The 15,844-nt window shown below is 72.9% G+C and carries 12 protein-coding genes and 1 pseudogene; 11 read left to right on the top strand and 2 right to left on the bottom strand.

Annotation, left to right across the window (positions count from 1 at the left end):
- Window positions 1–146: 146 nt before the first annotated feature.
- The 6 genes from ACZ5VC_RS10490 (at window position 147) to ACZ5VC_RS10465 (ending at window position 8,338) form a co-directional block, all read left to right on the top strand.
- Window positions 147–1,736 carry an alkaline phosphatase D family protein gene (locus tag ACZ5VC_RS10490; protein WP_469119673.1) on the top strand — a complete coding sequence of 530 codons (1,590 nt, stop codon included), beginning with the start codon at window positions 147–149 and terminating at the stop codon, window positions 1,734–1,736.
- A 138-nt stretch (window positions 1,737–1,874) separates the two neighbouring features.
- Complete coding sequence (locus ACZ5VC_RS10485; protein ID WP_469119672.1) at window positions 1,875–2,294, top strand: hypothetical protein; 420 nt, start codon at window positions 1,875–1,877, stop codon at window positions 2,292–2,294.
- The gene (locus ACZ5VC_RS10480; protein WP_469119671.1) at window positions 2,291–2,602 is read left to right on the top strand and encodes a winged helix-turn-helix domain-containing protein; all 312 of its coding nucleotides are present in this window, start codon (window positions 2,291–2,293) and stop codon (window positions 2,600–2,602) included. The genes ACZ5VC_RS10485 and ACZ5VC_RS10480 overlap by 4 nt, the downstream gene beginning before the upstream one ends.
- Window positions 2,603–2,650: 48 nt before the next feature.
- Entirely contained in the window at window positions 2,651–4,021 is a 1,371-nt protein-coding gene (locus ACZ5VC_RS10475) for an SWIM zinc finger family protein (protein ID WP_469119670.1), read from the top strand.
- Window positions 4,018–6,780 carry a DUF7824 domain-containing protein gene (locus ACZ5VC_RS10470; RefSeq protein WP_469119669.1) on the top strand — a complete coding sequence of 921 codons (2,763 nt, stop codon included), beginning with the start codon at window positions 4,018–4,020 and terminating at the stop codon, window positions 6,778–6,780. The genes ACZ5VC_RS10475 and ACZ5VC_RS10470 overlap by 4 nt, the downstream gene beginning before the upstream one ends.
- A gap of 76 nt (window positions 6,781–6,856) precedes the next feature.
- On the top strand, window positions 6,857–8,338 hold the full coding sequence (locus ACZ5VC_RS10465; protein WP_469119668.1) for a GNAT family N-acetyltransferase: 1,482 nt from the start codon (window positions 6,857–6,859) through the stop codon (window positions 8,336–8,338).
- Here ACZ5VC_RS10465 and ACZ5VC_RS10460 read toward each other — a convergent pair.
- A pseudogene (locus tag ACZ5VC_RS10460) lies at window positions 8,298–9,479 on the bottom strand (trans-sulfuration enzyme family protein); the annotation flags it as partial. The gene ACZ5VC_RS10465 and the pseudogene ACZ5VC_RS10460 sit on opposite strands and share 41 nt — an antisense overlap.
- A gap of 59 nt (window positions 9,480–9,538) precedes the next feature.
- Between ACZ5VC_RS10460 and ACZ5VC_RS10455 the strand changes: the two are divergent.
- The 3 genes from ACZ5VC_RS10455 to ACZ5VC_RS10445 are packed head-to-tail and all read left to right on the top strand — an operon-like array spanning window position 9,539 to window position 12,675.
- Window positions 9,539–10,036, top strand: a complete 498-nt coding sequence (locus tag ACZ5VC_RS10455) for an Lrp/AsnC family transcriptional regulator (RefSeq protein WP_469119667.1) — start codon at window positions 9,539–9,541, stop codon at window positions 10,034–10,036.
- Window positions 10,037–10,096: 60 nt separating this feature from the next.
- Window positions 10,097–11,794, top strand: coding sequence for a DUF885 domain-containing protein (locus ACZ5VC_RS10450; RefSeq protein ID WP_469119666.1), 1,698 nt, complete (start codon window positions 10,097–10,099; stop codon window positions 11,792–11,794).
- Window positions 11,791–12,675: an ATP-grasp domain-containing protein gene (locus ACZ5VC_RS10445; RefSeq protein ID WP_469119665.1), complete on the top strand. Its 885-nt coding sequence runs from the start codon at window positions 11,791–11,793 to the stop codon at window positions 12,673–12,675. Before ACZ5VC_RS10450 ends, ACZ5VC_RS10445 begins: the two co-directional genes overlap by 4 nt.
- Here the strand turns inward: ACZ5VC_RS10445 and ACZ5VC_RS10440 are convergent.
- Window positions 12,588–13,880, bottom strand: a complete 1,293-nt coding sequence (locus ACZ5VC_RS10440) for an MFS transporter (protein ID WP_469119664.1) — start codon at window positions 13,878–13,880, stop codon at window positions 12,588–12,590. The genes ACZ5VC_RS10445 and ACZ5VC_RS10440 overlap by 88 nt on opposite strands.
- A 59-nt stretch (window positions 13,881–13,939) precedes the next feature.
- On the opposite strand from ACZ5VC_RS10440, the gene ACZ5VC_RS10435 reads away from it, so the two are divergent.
- Both ACZ5VC_RS10435 and ACZ5VC_RS10430 read left to right on the top strand, forming a co-directional pair.
- Entirely contained in the window at window positions 13,940–14,917 is a 978-nt protein-coding gene (locus ACZ5VC_RS10435) for a transcriptional regulator (protein WP_469119663.1), read from the top strand.
- A gap of 122 nt (window positions 14,918–15,039) precedes the next feature.
- Complete coding sequence (locus ACZ5VC_RS10430; RefSeq protein ID WP_469119662.1) at window positions 15,040–15,831, top strand: ATP-grasp domain-containing protein; 792 nt, start codon at window positions 15,040–15,042, stop codon at window positions 15,829–15,831.
- The last annotated feature ends 13 nt before the right edge of the window (window positions 15,832–15,844 follow it).

Below are 15,844 nucleotides of genomic sequence, written 5' to 3'. Positions count from 1 at the left end.
AGGCGTGGCCGGCGTGTTCCTGCGCGGTCGGAGCCCGTTGTTCATGTGGGGTTGGTGTGCGCGCCGTCACCGGCCGTTAGGCATGGCACAGCCGCCCGAACCACACGTCCCGGCAGCGTGAACCGATTCCTCCTGGAGGCGCACCGATGTCGTACAGCCCGCCGAGCCCGTCGCCCGCCCGCCGCAGCGTCCTGCGCGGCACCCTGGCCGCCTCGGCGGCGTTCTCCCTCGGGGGAGCCGCCGCTCTGGGCGGGGCGGCGCCGGCTCTCGCCCTTTCGGGGCGGCCGCGTGCCGCGTGGGGTGTGCAGACGGGCGATGTGACCTCGTCGTCCGGCCTGGTGTGGGTGCGGTCCGACCGGCCGGCGCGGATGGTCGTGGAGACCGCAGCGAGCGAGTCCTTCCGGGGCGCCCGGCGGTGGTACGGCCCGCTGCTCGGCGCGGACAGCGACTTCACGGGGACGACGGCGCTGCGCGGACTGCCTCCCGGTGAGCAGATCCACTACCGCGTGACGCTCGCCGATCCGGACGACCCGCGGCGTACCGGGGAGCCGGTGGCCGGAACGTTCCGTACGGCTCCCGCGCGGCGCCGGGCGGGTGTGCGCTTCCTCTGGTCGGGCGACATCGCCGGGCAGGGCTGGGGCATCAACCCGGACATCGGCGGGTTCCGCGCGTACGAGGAGATGCGCCGGCTCGACCCGGACTTCTTCCTGTGCAGCGGGGACACGATCTACGCGGACGGGGTGATCCAGCCGAGCGTGACGCTGCCCGACGGCAGGGTCTGGCGCAACATCACCACCGAGGAGAAGTCGAAGGTCGCGGAGAGCCTCGACGAGTACCGGGGCAACTTCCGCTACAACCTTCTGGACCACAACGTCCGCGCGTTCAACGCCCAGGTGCCGACGATCGTGCAGTGGGACGACCACGAGGTGCGCAACAACTGGTACCCGGGGCAGATCCTCGACGACCCGCGCTACACCGAGAAGGACGTGGACGTCCTCGCGGCGCGCTCCTTGCGCGCGTTCGGCGAGTACTTCCCCGTGTCCACGCTCCACGCGCGCGGTGACGAGGGCTGGATGCACCGGGTGGTGCGGTACGGTCCGCTGCTCGACGTGTTCGTCCTCGACATGCGCTCCCACCGCAACGCCAACTCGCCGGGCCGTCAGGCCGACGACACCACCGGCATCCTCGGCGCGGAACAGCTGGCCTGGCTGAAGCGCGAGCTGGCGCGCTCGCGGGCGGTGTGGAAGGTGATCGCCTCCGACATGCCGCTGGGTCTGGTCGTCCCGGACGGTTCGGCCGACTTCGAGGCCGTGGCGCAGGGCGATCCGGGGGCGCCGCTCGGCCGGGAGCTGCAGATCGCGGAGCTGCTTCGGTTCATCAAGCACCGCCGTGTCACCGGGACGCTGTGGCTGACGGCGGACGTGCACTACACCTCGGCTCAGCACTACGCCCCGGAGCGGGCCGCGTTCAAGGACTTCGCGCCGTTCTGGGAGTTCGTCTCGGGGCCGCTGGCGGCGGGCGGGTTCCCGGCCAACGCGCTGGACTCCACGTTCGGGCCGGAGCGGGTGTTCGTACGTGCGCCGGAGCGGGCGAATCTGTCGCCGATGGAGACGCCGCAGTACTTCGGCGAGGTCGACATCGACGGCGGCAGCGCCGAGTTGACCGTGCGGCTGCGGGCGGAGGGAGGAACCGTCCTGTTCAGCAAGGTGCTTCAGCCGGGACGCGTCGGCCAGTGAGACCCATTCTCGGGGCCACTGCCGGGGGCCCTTCCCGGGGAGCCCCTCCTGCAAGCCCCTCCGCCATCTCCCGTTGCAATGGCGGCATTTACTTGCCATAGTGGAAAGTAGTTGTCGTCGAGGAACAGGTGGCTCGTGATGTCCGAACACATGCAGGCAGCCGAGGCGTTGGGGCGAACCCTGCGGATGGAGAAGGCCGCACGGCGGGACAGCGGCTGGTACAGCCGCTATCTGCTGATCTTCGCCGTCGCGCAGCTGGGACTCGTGCCCACGGTGCTGCTGCTGCACGGCACGGTGGCCATGCCGCTCGCCCTGGCCGTATACGTCGTCGCCGTGTCGGGGCTGAGTCTCTACGCGGCGCGCAGGCGGGCGGTGCGGCGCGCCTTCGGTCTGCGGCACGGCCTCACCATCGGAATCTGGGGGGCGCTGTACGCGCTCGCGATCACGCTGGGCTCCACGGCCTTCCCCGACAGCGTCGCCTTCGCCGTCGGGGCGACGCTGGTGTGCACGGCGCCCCTGGCGGTGGGCGGTTGGATCGAAGGGCGTCTGGGCGCATGACGGACGCGAAGCCGGGCAGTCACCCGCGTCACGCGCTGGAGCCCCTGCTCACCTCGCCCGTGCGCCTGTCGGTGGTGGCGGCCCTCGCGCCGCTGGACAGGGCCGAGTTCGCGTTCGTACGGGATCTGGTGGAGGTGTCCGACTCGGCGCTCTCCAAGCAGGTTGCCGCGCTGGAGGAGGCGGGGCTGGTCTCGGTGGACAAGGGCCGGGTGGGGCGCCGGCCGCGGACCTGGCTGGCGCTGACGGCCACAGGGCGTGACGTCTACGCCCGGCATCTGACGGCGCTGCGGGCCATCGCCGGGAGCTGACGCACAGCCGTCCGAGGATTGTCAGTGGTGCCCCCTACCGTCATTCCCATGACGCGATCCGTACAGGCACTCGCCTATTCCCGCATGTCCGCACTCGAGTCCTCGCAGGCCGGACGGCTGTTGGGGCTCGAGACATCGGGCGGGCTCACACCCACCGGCGCCGAGGCCCACCCCCGCTTCTTCGCGGGGTTTCTGACGTCCCCCCAGACAACGGCACGCGGGTTGCTGGCGGTCGCCGACGTGGCGGCCGCCCGTTACTACCAGCGACTGCGGCCGGCGTCACTCGACCCGGTGGTGACCGGCAACGGCGACCGGCTGCGCTTCGAGTCCTTCTCGGGCTGCGGCGGGGTCTACGCCCGCCTGGACGTCCTGCGGGAGGGGCTCGACGGTGCGGAGACCGGTCACGGCACGACCAATGTGGATGTGAACAACCCCCTGCGGGAGGCGCTCTCGCGGATGACGGGTGACGATCCGCTGCATCTGCGGGTGGGTCCGGACGAGTTGGCCGTCACGACGACCGGCGGAGCGGTGGTGGAGAAGAAGGTGCCCCTGCCCGACCGCTGGCTCCGTGGGTTCGCCGAGGCGCAGGTCGCCTCCGCCGCCTTCGATCTGCGGGCCGAACTGTCGGCGTCCGAGGCGGTCCGCTTCCTGCGCTCCCTGCCCCGCACACGGGGCGGATCGCGGGGTCCGCTGTGGGTCGTGCCGTCCGCCAGGACGCTGCGGCCGACCACACGACCGGTTCCCGGAGCCGTGTGCCTGCCGGGCCCCGAGCGGCTCGCCGCCCTGCAGCGGGTCCTGCGGCACGCGACCGCGCTGAAGGTGTACGGGCCGGTGCCGGACGGGGCGGCGACCGCGAGCGCCTGGGAGGTGACGCTGCCGGGCATGCGGCTCACGCTCACGCTGTCGCCGGACGCCTCTCGGGGCTTCTCGGGCGAAGGCGGGGTGCTGGAGGCGCTCGCCACCGAAGAGGCCGCGCAGGACGCGGAGTTGGTGTCCGTGCTGCTGGCCTGGGAGCCGCGCATCGACCTCGCCGAGCTGGGCGAGCGGGCCGGCCTGCCGGTCGACCGGGTCCGCGCCGCGCTCACCCGGCTGGGGACCGCGGGCCGCGTGGGGTACGACGTGGCGGACGCGGCGTACTTCCACCGTGAGCTGCCGTACGACGCCGACCGCGCGGAACGGCACAACCCCCGGCTGGTGGCCGCCCGCGCGCTGGCATCCTCGGACGCCGTGACGCTCGACGGCAGCCTCGCCACCGTCGCCTCGGGCGAACGGCGCCACCAGGTGCGGGAGTCGAACGGAGCCCTCTCCTGCACGTGCCAGTGGTGGGCCGACTACCAGGGAAGACGCGGTCCGTGCAAACACGCCCTGGCGGTACGGATGGTGCGGCGCGGCGCGCTCGTCGCGGGAGGTGCGCGATGACGGTCGTCAGCCAGGTGGAGAAGCTGCTCACCGCCGTTCGGGAAGGCCGTCACCAGGCCCTTCCCGCGCTTCTCGTGCCTCTGGATCCCACCGAACGCAAGGCGGCCCTGGTGCGGTTGAAGGAGCTGCGCACCGAACTCCGGAGCTGGGAGTGGGGCCGCTGGCAGGAGCGCCTCAAGGTGGGCCGGGGACTGATCATCGCGGGAGCCGGGTGTCACACCGGCGCGGCGGCAGCCGCCGCCTGGCTGGGCGCCCGGGATCTGCGCCAGTGGGACCGCCTGCCGACCGGGATTCTGGTCGAGGTCGTCTCGGGCCGTGACTCCGAGTGGCTGGGCGACGTGGCCCACCGGCTCGCGGCCCGGGCATCCACCGGCCAGGAGGACTACCCGTTCATCCGCGAGCTGGTACGGCTCGCCGGCTGTCCTGTCCCGACCACGGACGCCTTCGTGCACGGCTGGGCCGGGGACACCCGCCGGGCGGGGCTGCTCAGGGAACTGCGGAAGGACCCGCACCTCGCGGACCTCGTCCCCCGTCTCTTCGAGACGGTGGAGCTCCCCCGCCCGCTCGCCGGGTCACTGAACACCGTCTCGTCCGACCAGTGGCCCTCGGTACTGGTGACCCTGTCCGAGGAGGGGCTCGTCGAGCGGTCCATGCTCGTGGACAGGGCCGTGGCGCGGCTGCTCCGGGGCGGAAGGGCCGGCGATCTGAAGTTCTTCCTGGCACTGCTGCAACGGCTGGCGCTCACCCCGCAGGAGGAGCGGGAGCGGATCGCCGACTGGATCGGCATGGCCTCCGACGCCCCGTCGACGGTGGCGGCCCACGCCCAGGCCGTGCTCGCGCGGCTCTCCGAGTCCGGGGACCTTCCGGCGCGGGCACTGGCGGAGGTGTCCGGGTCGGTGCTGTTCCGTACGGAGAAGAAGCTGGTGCGGGCGCAGCTGGTGCTGCTCGGAAAGGCGCTGCGCAGGGACCCGGCGGACGCGGCCGAACTGCTTCCGGTGCTCGCGGAGGCGTTCGGGCACGAGGACACGGGCGTGCAGGAGCGGGCGCTTAAGCTGGTCGGCCGCCACCTGTCCGCCGTGGACGAGACGCTGCGCAGTGAACTGGCCGATGCGGCGTCCCTGTTGAGCCCGGCGCACCGGGAGAGCGCCGTCGAGGTGTTCGGTGAGGCGCTCCTCCCCACCGAGGAGTCGGTTCCCTACGAGGAGCATCTGCCGCCGGTTCCCGGGCTCCGGCGCGTGGAGCCCGCCGCCGCGTCGGTGGCGGAGCTCGTGGAACAGCTGGTGGTGGTGGTGCGGTCCGCCGACGTCAGCGCGTTCGAGAGGACCCTGGACGGACTCGTCCGGCACACGTACCAGGACGCGGAGGCACTGGCCGGTGCGCTGCGCGGCGCTCTCGCCGACCGCTGGTGGCTCGGCGACTCTCCGCACTGGAGCCCCGACGAGCGCTTCTCCCATGATCCGGACGGGCTGGAAGTCGTGGCAGCCGCCGTGCTGGGACGGGTCTCGGTCACGACGCTCCACAATGCCCGCACTCGGCTGCGCCCGCCCTACAGATGCGCACACGCGGGGCTCGCCCTCGCCGTCAACGCCCGTCTCTGGGAAGCCGCCTACTACGTGCGGACCCGGCCGCTGCCGTTCCTGCTCGCCACCCCCACGTGGCACACGGGCGCCCTGGATCCGGAGGAACTCGTGGAGCGCCTGCGGGCGTACCAGCGGCTCGGTGTCACACCGGGGCCGGCGGACTTCGAGCAGGCGCTGCTGAGGGTGGAGCGGAACCCCGCGGTGGCACCGGTCGCCGCGGAGCTCGGAACCGTGGAGGGCGAGCGTCTCGCGGCATGGCTGAGCGCGGCGGAGCCGCTGGTTCCGGCGCCGCGGAGCACGCCGGCGCCGACGGACGGCAGCGCGGCGGGCGCGGGTGCGGACGCGGGCGCGGGGCAGGAGATCACCGGCGCTCCGGACCCGGACCGGGCGAACACGGCGGGCCGGGTGCACGGTCGAAGCGGGGTCCCAGCCATGCGGCATCTGCTGGCCCAGGCGCGGGAGAGCCGTGAGATCCGGCGGGAGTTCCTGTCGGTCCTGCGATGGCTGAGCCGGGAGTTCGGCGAGTCCGGGCTCGCCTGCTACCACTGGGTCGGCGACCAGAGGTACTGGCCGGCGGTGCTGCCCCATGACGGGGACATCCTCGCCTCCTGGCTGCTGCCCGGCATCCGGCAGCACTCCGAGTACGACACGCCGGACGCCACCTGGTGGCTCTCCGTTCTGGCGGAGGCGGGCGGCGGGGCCGGGCACGCGTTCCACCGGGCTCTGGCCCACGGACTGGGTGCCCGGAACTCCGAGGCCCGGCTCGTCGCCGTCGACGCGCTGCTGGTCCTGGCCGCGCGGGGGCAGTTGGAGGCGGGCCGTATCGGCGGCGATCTCGCCGAGCTGGTCGCCGACGGCACGGTGAAGCCCAATCGGCTTGCCGACGCGGCCCGGACGGCCGCCGCGACCGGGGCGTACGCCACGGTGTGGTCCGTCCTCGGGGCGGCGTTGTCCGCGCTGTTGTGCGGGGACACCCTGCCGCGCGGTCTGGGGGAGATACTGGCCATCGCCGCCGACTGCGTCGAGCGGTGCGGGGCGAGCGGCGCGGTTCCCGGCCTCGCCGAGGCGGCGGGCCGACGGGGGTCGTCACAGCTGGTCACACAGGCGAAGCGGCTTCTGGCCGCATTGCGACAGCAGGGTGATCAGGCGACGCCACATCCGGCTGAAATCAGTCATTAAGCATCTAGAGGGGTACTTAACCCGTCAGTCACAAAGCGTTCGTGATCACGCAACACCGCTGGGTCACAGTGAATCCATGACTGATGTGACGTCCGCGAAGCGCGCCCGCCGCCACCACCACTGGCGGCGGGACCTTGTCGAACTGGCCGCCCTCTTCACCGCCGTGGCGGTCGCCGACGCGATCGCCAACACCGTCGTCCACGGCCCGAAGGGCCCCTATCTGCTGGTGATCTCGGCCATCGCCCTGATCGCCACGGCCGCGTTCCACACATGGTGGGCACGCCGCCACAGCCACGCACCCCCGACCGCCGCGGGGGCCGGTCATACCGGCGGCAGCGGCACGGTCCCGCTGCCGGCACCCTCCCTCGGCCACGGGGAGAACCCACAGGAGGAGACCGTACTGTGGCGGATGCGGACCACCGTGCGGGACGAACCCGGCAGTCTGGCCGCGCTGTGCGTCGCGATGGCCGAGCACAGCGTCGACATCCTCACCCTCCAGACGCATCCGCTGGGAAACGGCACGGTCGACGAGTTCCTGCTGCGCGCACCCGCCGCCCTCCAGGCCACGCAGCTCACCCGGGAGATCTCGGCGGCCGGCGGCAGCTCCACTTGGATCGAGCGGGCCGACGCCCACGATCTGGTGGACACCCCGACCCGGCTGCTGGGACTCGCCACCCGCACGGCGCTGGACGCGGCTGAACTGCCGCTGGCGCTGAGGCAGTTGCTGGGCCGCTGCACCATCCACTCGCTCCCCGCCCTCTCGCTCACGGGACGGCCCACCGGGGAGACCGCCCCGGTGGAGGGTGTACTGGAGGAGACGGTGATGCGGCTGCGCGACCCGAACGGCGGGGCCATCACGATCGAGCGGCCGTATCTGCCGTTCACCCCGACCGAGTTCGCGCGGGCCCGGGCGCTCGTCGAGCTCGACGCCCGTCTGGGCCCGCGCATTCCCCGCAGCCAGGACGTGCTCACGCTGCCCGAGGGCAACGAGATCACGGTGCGCCGCGCCGACCAGTCCGACCTGGCCGCCGCGCGCGCCATGCACGACCGCTGCTCGGACCGGACCCTGGGCCTGCGCTACCACGGCCCGGTGGCCGACGCCGACCGCTATCTGAGCCATCTGCTCAGCCCGCGCTTCGGCCGCACTCTCGCCGTCCAGACCGCTTCCGGCAGGCTCGTCGCCCTCGGCCATCTCCTGTGGGACGGGGACGAGACCGAGGTCGCGCTGCTCGTCGAGGACGACTGGCAGCGGCGCGGGATCGGCTCGGAGCTGCTGGGCCGCCTGGTGGCGCTGGCCGTCGAGGCCCGCTGCGAGAGCGTCTACGCCGTGACCCAGGCGTCCAACACCGGCATGGTCGCGGCGATGCGCGGCCTGTCGCTCCCCCTCGACTACCAGATCGAGGAGGGCACCCTGGTGATCACCGCCCGACTGGAGTCGACTCCGTCGCGGACCCCTCAGCAGACCCAACAGCCTGATCAGTACGCACCACGCGAACAGCGCGCTCCCCATGGTGGGGTCGACCGGCCCGGACATCCCGTCCGGCGGGCGAGGCGCTGAGCGCCGCGGTCAGATCACGCCACAGGTCCTCGACGTCCTCGAGTCCGACCGACATCCGCAGCAGCCGGTCGCTGACGCCCGACGAGCGCCGGTCTCCCTCGGCCACGATGCGGTGGCTGATGGAGGCCGGGTGCTGGATCAGAGTGTCCACGCTGCCGAGGCTGACCGCGGGAGTGATGAGCCGTACGCCGGCGATGACCGCGTGCGGATCCCCGAACACCTCGAAGGAGACCATCGCGCCACCGATCTTCGGGTAGTGGACACGGGCGACGCGCGGGTCGGCGGCCAGCCTGCGGACCAGCTCCGCGGCGGTGGTGGATGCCGCCCGGACCCGTACCGGCAGGGTGGAGAGCCCCCGCAGCAGCAGATAGCCGGCCATCGGGTGGAGGACGCCCCCGGTGGCGAAGCGGACCAGGCGTAGCGTCCGGGCGAATTCCTCGTCGCACGCCACGACCCCGCCGAGCACGTCGCCGTGCCCGCCCAGGTACTTCGTGGCGCTGTGCAGCACGATCCGGGCTCCCTCCTCCACGGGCCGCTGGAGCACGGGCGTGGCGAAGGTGTTGTCGACGAGCAGCGGGACGGAGCCGCAGGAGTGGGCGATCGCCCGTATGTCGACCTCGGCCAGGGTCGGGTTGGCGGGGGTCTCGACCATGACCAGTCCGGTGTCCGGGCGGATCGCCTCCGCGATCCCGGCGGCGTCGGTCCAGGTCACCTCGGTGCCGAGCAGGCCGGCGTTCAGAAGATGGTCACTGCAGCCGTAGAGGGGCCGGACCGCGACCACGTGGCGCAGTCCGAGGCTCGCCCTGGCCAGGAGGACGGCGGTGAGTGCCGCCATGCCGCTGGCGAAGGCCACGGCGCTCTCCGTCCCCTCCAGCCGGGCGAGGGCCTCTTCGAAGCGCGCGGTGGTGGGGTTGTCGAGGCGCGCGTAGACGGGCGGGCCCTCCAGCCTGGCGCCGGTGGCGGCGAAGGCGTCGATCCGCGCGGCCTCGCCGCGAGTGTCGTACGACGGGTAGGTCGTCGAGAGGTCGAGCGGCGCGGCGTGCAGGCCGAGCGCCGCGAGGTCCTCGCGTCCGGCGTGCACTGCTTCTGTGGCCAGAGCCCTGGGGGTGGTCGGGGCGCCGTACTCCATGTCCGTGTCCATGGCGGCACTCTGAACGGATACCGGAAGGTAGCGGTGGAACCCCGTGCTACGTTCGCCGGATGGCTGATTCTGTCGTACTGGACGCGGTCGATCTGCACATTCTTCGCCTTCTGCAGAACGACGCCCGGAGCACCTACCGGGACCTGGCCGCGGAGGTGGGTGTCGCCGCCTCCACATGCCTGGACCGGGTGGCCCGACTGCGGCGCACGGGCGTGATCCTCGGACACCAGCTACGACTGGATCCGGCCAAACTCGGCCGGGGCCTCGAAGCGCTGCTCCTGGTGCAGGTGCGTCCGCACCGGCGCGAACTGATCGGTCCGTTCGTCGAGCGCGTCCGGGCCCTCCCGGAGTCCCGGGCGCTGTTCCATCTCACCGGCCCGGACGACTATCTGGTGCACGTGGCCGTGGCGGACCCGGCCGACCTGCAACGACTCGTCCTGGACGAGTTCACGTCGCAGCGCGAGGTGGCGCGTGTGGAGACCCGGCTGATCTTCCAGCAGTGGGACTGCGGCCCGCTCCTCCCGCCCACGTCGGGCGCTCATTTGTCAGCCGACTGAGATCGAATGAGAGCTTCATGTGGATGACGCGGAGGCGCCCGACGTACGAGGATGAGCCCCATGTCAGAGCTTTCCAGCAGCCCGCTGCTCCTCCCCCGCCAGGTCGCCGACGCCTATGTCGACGCACTCATCGAGCTCGACCCGATCACCGGTACGTACCTGGGAGTGCAAAAGAGCGCCGGCCTGCTTCCCGACTTCACCCCGGCCGGCCAGGAAGCCCTGGCCGAGCTCGCCCGCCGTACGCTCGCCCGGCTCGACGAGGCCGAGCGGCAGCCCGGGGCCGACAGCGACGCCGAGCGGCGCTGTGGCCGGCTGCTGCGTGAGCGGCTCACTGCGGAGCTGGCGATCCACGAGGCCGACGAGGGCCTGTGCGCGGTCAGCAATATGCGGTCCCCCGCGCACAGTGTCCGGATCGTGTTCACGGTGATGCCGACGGAGACGGAAGAGGACTGGGCGGCGGTCGCCGAGCGGCTGCGCGCGGTTCCCGACGCGCTCGAGGGCTATCGCGTCTCGCTCGACCTGGGTCTGGAGCGCGGGATGCGCGGTGGCCCGCGGGCCACGGCCACCTTCATCGAGCAGCTCACCGAGTGGGCGGGCTCCGACGGGACGGGGCAGGGCTGGTTCGAGGAGTTCGCGGCGGCCGGCCCGGCGTCGCTGCGCGCGGAACTGGACACCGCGGCGCGCGGCGCCACGGCGGCGGTCACCGCCCTGCGGGACTGGATGCGTGACGTGTACGCCCCGGCCGTCAAGGATGCGCCGGACACCGTGGGCCGCGAACGCTACAAGCGCTGGTCGCGCTACTTCAACGGCACCGACCTGGAACTCGACGAGGCGTACGCCTACGGCTGGGCCGAGTACCACCGCCTCCTGGCCGAGATGAGGACCGAAGCCGAGAAGATCCTGCCGGGCTCGGGGCCGTGGGAGGCCCTCGCGCATCTCGATGTCCACGGCACGCACATCGAGGGCGTCGAGGAGGTCCGCGTCTGGCTGCAGAGCATCATGGACGAGGCCATCGAGGCGCTGGACGGCACGCACTTCGAACTCGCCGAGCGCGTACGGGTGGTGGAGTCCCGTATCGCGCCTCCCGGCGGGGCCGCCGCCCCGTACTACACCGGCCCGTCCGAGGACTTCTCGCGGCCGGGGCGCACCTGGCTGCCGGTCGACGGCGAGACCCGCTTCCCGGTGTACGACCTGGTGTCGACCTGGTACCACGAGGGTGTGCCCGGTCATCACCTCCAGATCGCGCAGTGGGTGCATGTCGCGGACCAGCTCTCCCGCTACCAGGCGACCATCGGCGGTGTCTCGGCCAACGCGGAGGGCTGGGCGCTGTACGCGGAGCGGCTCATGGACGAGCTGGGCTTCCTGCCGGACGCCGAGCGCAGGCTGGGCTACCTCGACGGCCAGATGATGCGCGCGTGCCGGGTGATCGTGGACATCGGTATGCATCTGGAGCTGGAGATCCCGGCGGACTCGCCGTTCCACCCGGGCGAGCGCTGGACGCCGGAGCTGGCGCAGGAGTTCTTCCAGCGGCACAGCAGCCGGCCGCCGGCCTTCGTGGAGAGCGAGATGACCCGCTATCTCTCGATGCCGGCGCAGGCGATCGGCTACAAGCTGGGCGAGCGCGCCTGGCTGCTGGGCCGGGAGAAGGCGCGCGCGGCGCACGGCGACTCCTTCGACGCGAAGGCCTGGCACATGGCGGCCCTCTCGCAGGGTCCGCTGGGCCTGGACGACCTCGTGGACGAGCTGTCGCGGCTGTGACGTCCGGGGTGCTGTTCTGCGCCGACCCGTTGCGCGGCGGACGGCCCGACCCCCTCTTCGCGGAGGAGGTCGCGGCCGTCCGCGGCGCGGGCGCCCCGGTCGCGCTGGTGGACCATGACGCGCTGGTGGGCGGGGACATGGCGACGGCGCTGGCCCGGGTCCCGAAGGGTTCGGGGCCGTACTGGTACCGGGGCTGGATGATTCCCGCCGCGCGTTACGGGGAGTTCGCCAGGGCCCTCTCGGCACGCGGCAGCGGCCTGCTCACCGAAGCGGAGGCGTACGGCAGGGCCCATGAACTGCCGGGCTGGTACGGGGTGTTCGAGCCGCTGACGCCCCGCAGTGTGTGGCTGCCGCTGCGCGCCGGAGCACCGGTGGAGGACTCCGCGCTCACGGCGCTGGCCGAGGGGCTGGCGGCGCGGGCGGCGATCGTCAAGGACTACGTCAAGTCCCGTAAGCACGAGTGGGACGAGGCCTGTTACGTCCCGCGCACGGCGGATCGGGAGCGGTTCCGCGCGGTCGCGCGGCGCTTCCTCGAACTCCAGGAGGACTCCCTCGCCGGTGGCCTGGTGGTCCGGGAGTACGAGCCGTTCGTGGCCGGTGGCGAGGCACGCGTGTGGTGGGTGGACGGCGAACCGGTTCTGACCACCGCCCACCCGGACACCCCCGGCCGCCTTCCCGACCCGCCCCTCGGCTCGGTGCGTCCGGCGGTGCGCCGCCTCGGTTGCCGCTTCGTCACCACGGACCTGGCCCTGCGTGAGGACGGGCGGTGGCGGGTCGTCGAGGTGGGGGACGGTCAGGTGAGTGGCCTCCCGGCGGGGGCCGACGTGTCCGCGCTGTTCACCGCCCTGCTCGGCGCCGGCGACCGCGCTCCCAGTCGATGATCTGAACGGCGGCTCACCGGGCCCGGGGAGCCCATCGGCTCCCTGGCGGGGCCTGTCCTCAGCCCCGGTACGAGCGTCAGGGTGACCGCCAGGGAGGCGGTCGCCATGACGGCCATCGCCGCCGGGGGCGAGGTGAGCTGGGCGACGGCGCCCGCGACGGCCGCGCTCACGCCCTGCATCGCGAGCATCCCCGAGCTGTGCAGCCCGAGCGCGTGACCGCTCAACTCGTCGGGGGTCAGGGCCATCAGGCGCTCCTGGAGCAGAAGAGTCGCGCCGAACCCGACCGAGGCGAGCGTGACCACGGCGACCGCGACGGGTGGCGAGGGCCTGAGCGCGAGGGTCAGGTACGGCACGGCCAGGAGCAGATGCAGGGGGGTGGCCAGGCGCCGGCGCCATCGTTTCGGCAGCAGCCGGCCCGCCAGGACGTCGCCGGCCAGCATGCCGAGCGCGCCGAAGGCGAACAGGAGCCCGGAGTGCCGGGGCGCGTAGGGGATGAAGAGCGACTCGCAGCCGACGATCATTCCGTTGGGCAGCCAGAGGGCGAGGTACACGTACCGGCGGGGCGGGGAGGACCAGAGCCGTGCGTTGTTCCGCCAGGTCTCGGCGACGGACGGACGGCCTCCGGCCCTCGGCGGGCGTCCGGACAGGCCCGACCGGGCGACGGCGGCCGCGGCGAGGTGGAGGGCGGCGCCGGCGAGCAGGGTGCCGCGCGGTGACAGGGTGGCCACGAGTACGCCACCGGCGGCGAACCCGCCGATCTGGGAGGCGCCGGCGGACATGTTGAGCAGCGAACGGCCGAGCAGGTAGGCGTCGCGGGTGACGATCTCACCGAGCAGTCCGTAGCGCACTCCCCCGCCCAGCGAACCCGCCATGCCGAGGACGAGCAGCAGGGTGAAGGCGGCGGGCAGAGGGAGCCCGGGGACGGCCTGGGCGGCGGTACCGAGTCCGAACAGGACCGCCGTGCCGGTCAGGGCCGCGCGCGGCGGCAGGCGGTCGGCCGCCGAGAGCAGGGTGCTCGCGCCGACCAGCTGGGCGAGGGCGGGGCCGAAGAGGGCCAGAGCTGACAGCAACGGCGAGCCGGTCTCGGCGAAGATCAGCGTGCCGAGCGCCAGACCGCTCACCGTCTGCGCCGCCACCTGCAGGGTCGAGGTCACGAAGAAGGGTGTGAACTCCCGCGTATGGAAAAGCTCTTGATAGGTGCGCATCGCCCCACGCTCGGGGCACCCCCGGCCGGGGCGTTACCGTTTCGCGGGGAGGCGAAACCATGAGCTTGTGGCTGATCAACGCCGACACCCTCGCGGGCAGCCGGTTCGTCGTCTCACCGCTCGCCGAGGCGGCCGCGGCGCTGAAGACCCTGGAGCGGGGAACGGCCGCGCACCCCGGCGAGCGGGCGTGGCTCGACGCCCATCTGCCCGCGTACCGGCAGCGGCTGGCTGCCGATCCCGTCGCCGCGCTGCTCATACGGATCGGGCTCGGCCGCGCGTGGAACGCGGACTTCCTCACGCCGACGCCGCTCGGCGAGGGCGAGCAGCCCTTCGACGAGGAGCTGGCCCGGGTGCGCCGGACCCCCACGGAGACGGCACGGCGGGATCTGACGGTGTCGCTGGGCGGGCCACTGCCCTCGCTGCTGGACGGGTCCGACCTGGCGGAGCGTGCGGCGGACCTGCTGGAGTGGGTGTGGACGCGGACGGTACTGCCCTCCTGGGCGCGCCGCCGGGGCATCATGGAGGCCGATGTCGTGGCGCGGATGGGCCAGTTGAGCCAGGGCGGCTGGGCCGCAGCCCTCGAGGACATGCGCCCCGGGAAGGTCCGCTGGCTCGGCGGGAGCAGGCTCCAGGTGAGCGCGCAGGACTATCCGCCCCGCGAACTCACCGGCGCGCAGCTGCTGTTCGTTCCGGTGACGCCGGATCTCGGCTGGGTGTCCTGGGAGGCGTCGCGGAGGTACGCGGTGGTGTACCCGTGCTCCGGCGCGCTGACCGGGGGCTCTTCGGCGGCGGCCCCGCCCGAGGGGCTGCGGGCCCTCTTGGGACCGGCGCGGGCGGGCGTGCTCGTCCTTCTCGACACCCCGAAGAGCACCACGCAGCTGGTGGCGCTGACCGGCCAGGGCCTGGGGTCCGTGGGCCGCCATCTGAAGATCCTCCTCAATGCCCGTCTGGTGCGGCGCCGGCGGGCCGGGCGGTCGGTGCTGTACTACCGCACGGAGGCGGGCCAGATGCTGGTCCGGGCGCAGGAGAACGGCTGACGGCCGGGCGGCGCCGCGCCGTACGAGGTGCCGGCTCACGGGCGGGAGGGCGCGCCGCACATCGTGCCGGGTCGCGGGAAAACCGGTGGCCGGGGACTTCCCGGCACGGCACGCTGCCTGTCATGCGCACTCTCTTCCTCTCCCCCAGGATCACCGCGACCGGCCATGCCCTCGCGGCCGCCGCCGTCCGCCGTTCGATGCGGGTGAGGACGCTGCGCGACTGGCGTGTCCCCGAGGAGTCGAGGGGTGCGCCGGGGGCGGCCCTGTACGCGGGGCCCCTGTTCGCCGACACGGTCGCCGGTGATCTCGGGCTCGCACTGCTGGAGGCGCCCGAGTGCTGGCTGGCGTCCCTCCCGTACGAACTGACCGGTCGGCGCGTGGAGTTCACCTCGCTCGCCGAGGCGCGGGCGCTGCGCCGGCCGGCGTTCGTGAAGCCGCCCAACGACAAGAGTTTCCCGGCGAGGGTGTATCCGGACGGCAGCGGACTGCCGGGCCCCGACGCGGTGGACGACGACGCTCCGGTGCTGGTGAGTGACATCGTGACGTTCACGGAGGAGTACCGGCTGTTCCTCCTGGACGGGGAGGTCGTCACCGGCAGTCGTTACGCGGTCGGCGGAGCGCTGGACGTGGCGCCGCTCGCCGGTGATCCCCGGCGCGGAGAGGTACTGGACTTCGCGGGGCGCCTGAAGACGCTCACCGGCCCGGCCCGGCTGCCGTCGGCCGTCGTGGTCGATGTCGGCCGGGTGGACGGCGCGTGGGCGGTCGTGGAGGCCAACGCGGCCTGGGCGAGCGGGCATTACGCGTGCGACGACGACGCGGCGCTCGACGTGGTGCTTCGGGCGGCGCGCCCCGCGACGGAGATGAGCGCCGCGGACTGCGCGTTCGTCAGGCCGGTGCCGGTCGTGGTGCGTTGACACCGGCCTGGCT

This window comes from Streptomyces sp. NPDC033174 (genome assembly GCF_055577795.1).
The sequence above is the reverse complement of the archived record's forward strand: the minus strand, read 5'-3'. Positions and strand labels throughout refer to the sequence as shown.

Bases quoted from the DNA above. Each gene is read 5' to 3' on its own strand.
- ACZ5VC_RS10480 (WP_469119671.1), top strand. From the start codon at position 2,291: ATGACGGACGCGAAGCCGGGCAGTCACCCGCGTCACGCGCTGGAGCCC.
- ACZ5VC_RS10455 (WP_469119667.1), top strand. From the start codon at position 9,539: ATGGCTGATTCTGTCGTACTGGACGCGGTCGATCTGCACATTCTTCGC.
- ACZ5VC_RS10465 (WP_469119668.1), top strand. From the start codon at position 6,857: ATGACTGATGTGACGTCCGCGAAGCGCGCCCGCCGCCACCACCACTGG.
- ACZ5VC_RS10470 (WP_469119669.1), top strand. From the start codon at position 4,018: ATGACGGTCGTCAGCCAGGTGGAGAAGCTGCTCACCGCCGTTCGGGAA.
- ACZ5VC_RS10485 (WP_469119672.1), top strand. From the start codon at position 1,875: ATGTCCGAACACATGCAGGCAGCCGAGGCGTTGGGGCGAACCCTGCGG.
- ACZ5VC_RS10490 (WP_469119673.1), top strand. From the start codon at position 147: ATGTCGTACAGCCCGCCGAGCCCGTCGCCCGCCCGCCGCAGCGTCCTG.
- ACZ5VC_RS10430 (WP_469119662.1), top strand. From the start codon at position 15,040: ATGCGCACTCTCTTCCTCTCCCCCAGGATCACCGCGACCGGCCATGCC.
- ACZ5VC_RS10440 (WP_469119664.1), bottom strand. From the start codon at position 13,880: ATGCGCACCTATCAAGAGCTTTTCCATACGCGGGAGTTCACACCCTTC.
- ACZ5VC_RS10435 (WP_469119663.1), top strand. From the start codon at position 13,940: ATGAGCTTGTGGCTGATCAACGCCGACACCCTCGCGGGCAGCCGGTTC.
- ACZ5VC_RS10450 (WP_469119666.1), top strand. From the start codon at position 10,097: ATGTCAGAGCTTTCCAGCAGCCCGCTGCTCCTCCCCCGCCAGGTCGCC.
- ACZ5VC_RS10475 (WP_469119670.1), top strand. From the start codon at position 2,651: ATGACGCGATCCGTACAGGCACTCGCCTATTCCCGCATGTCCGCACTC.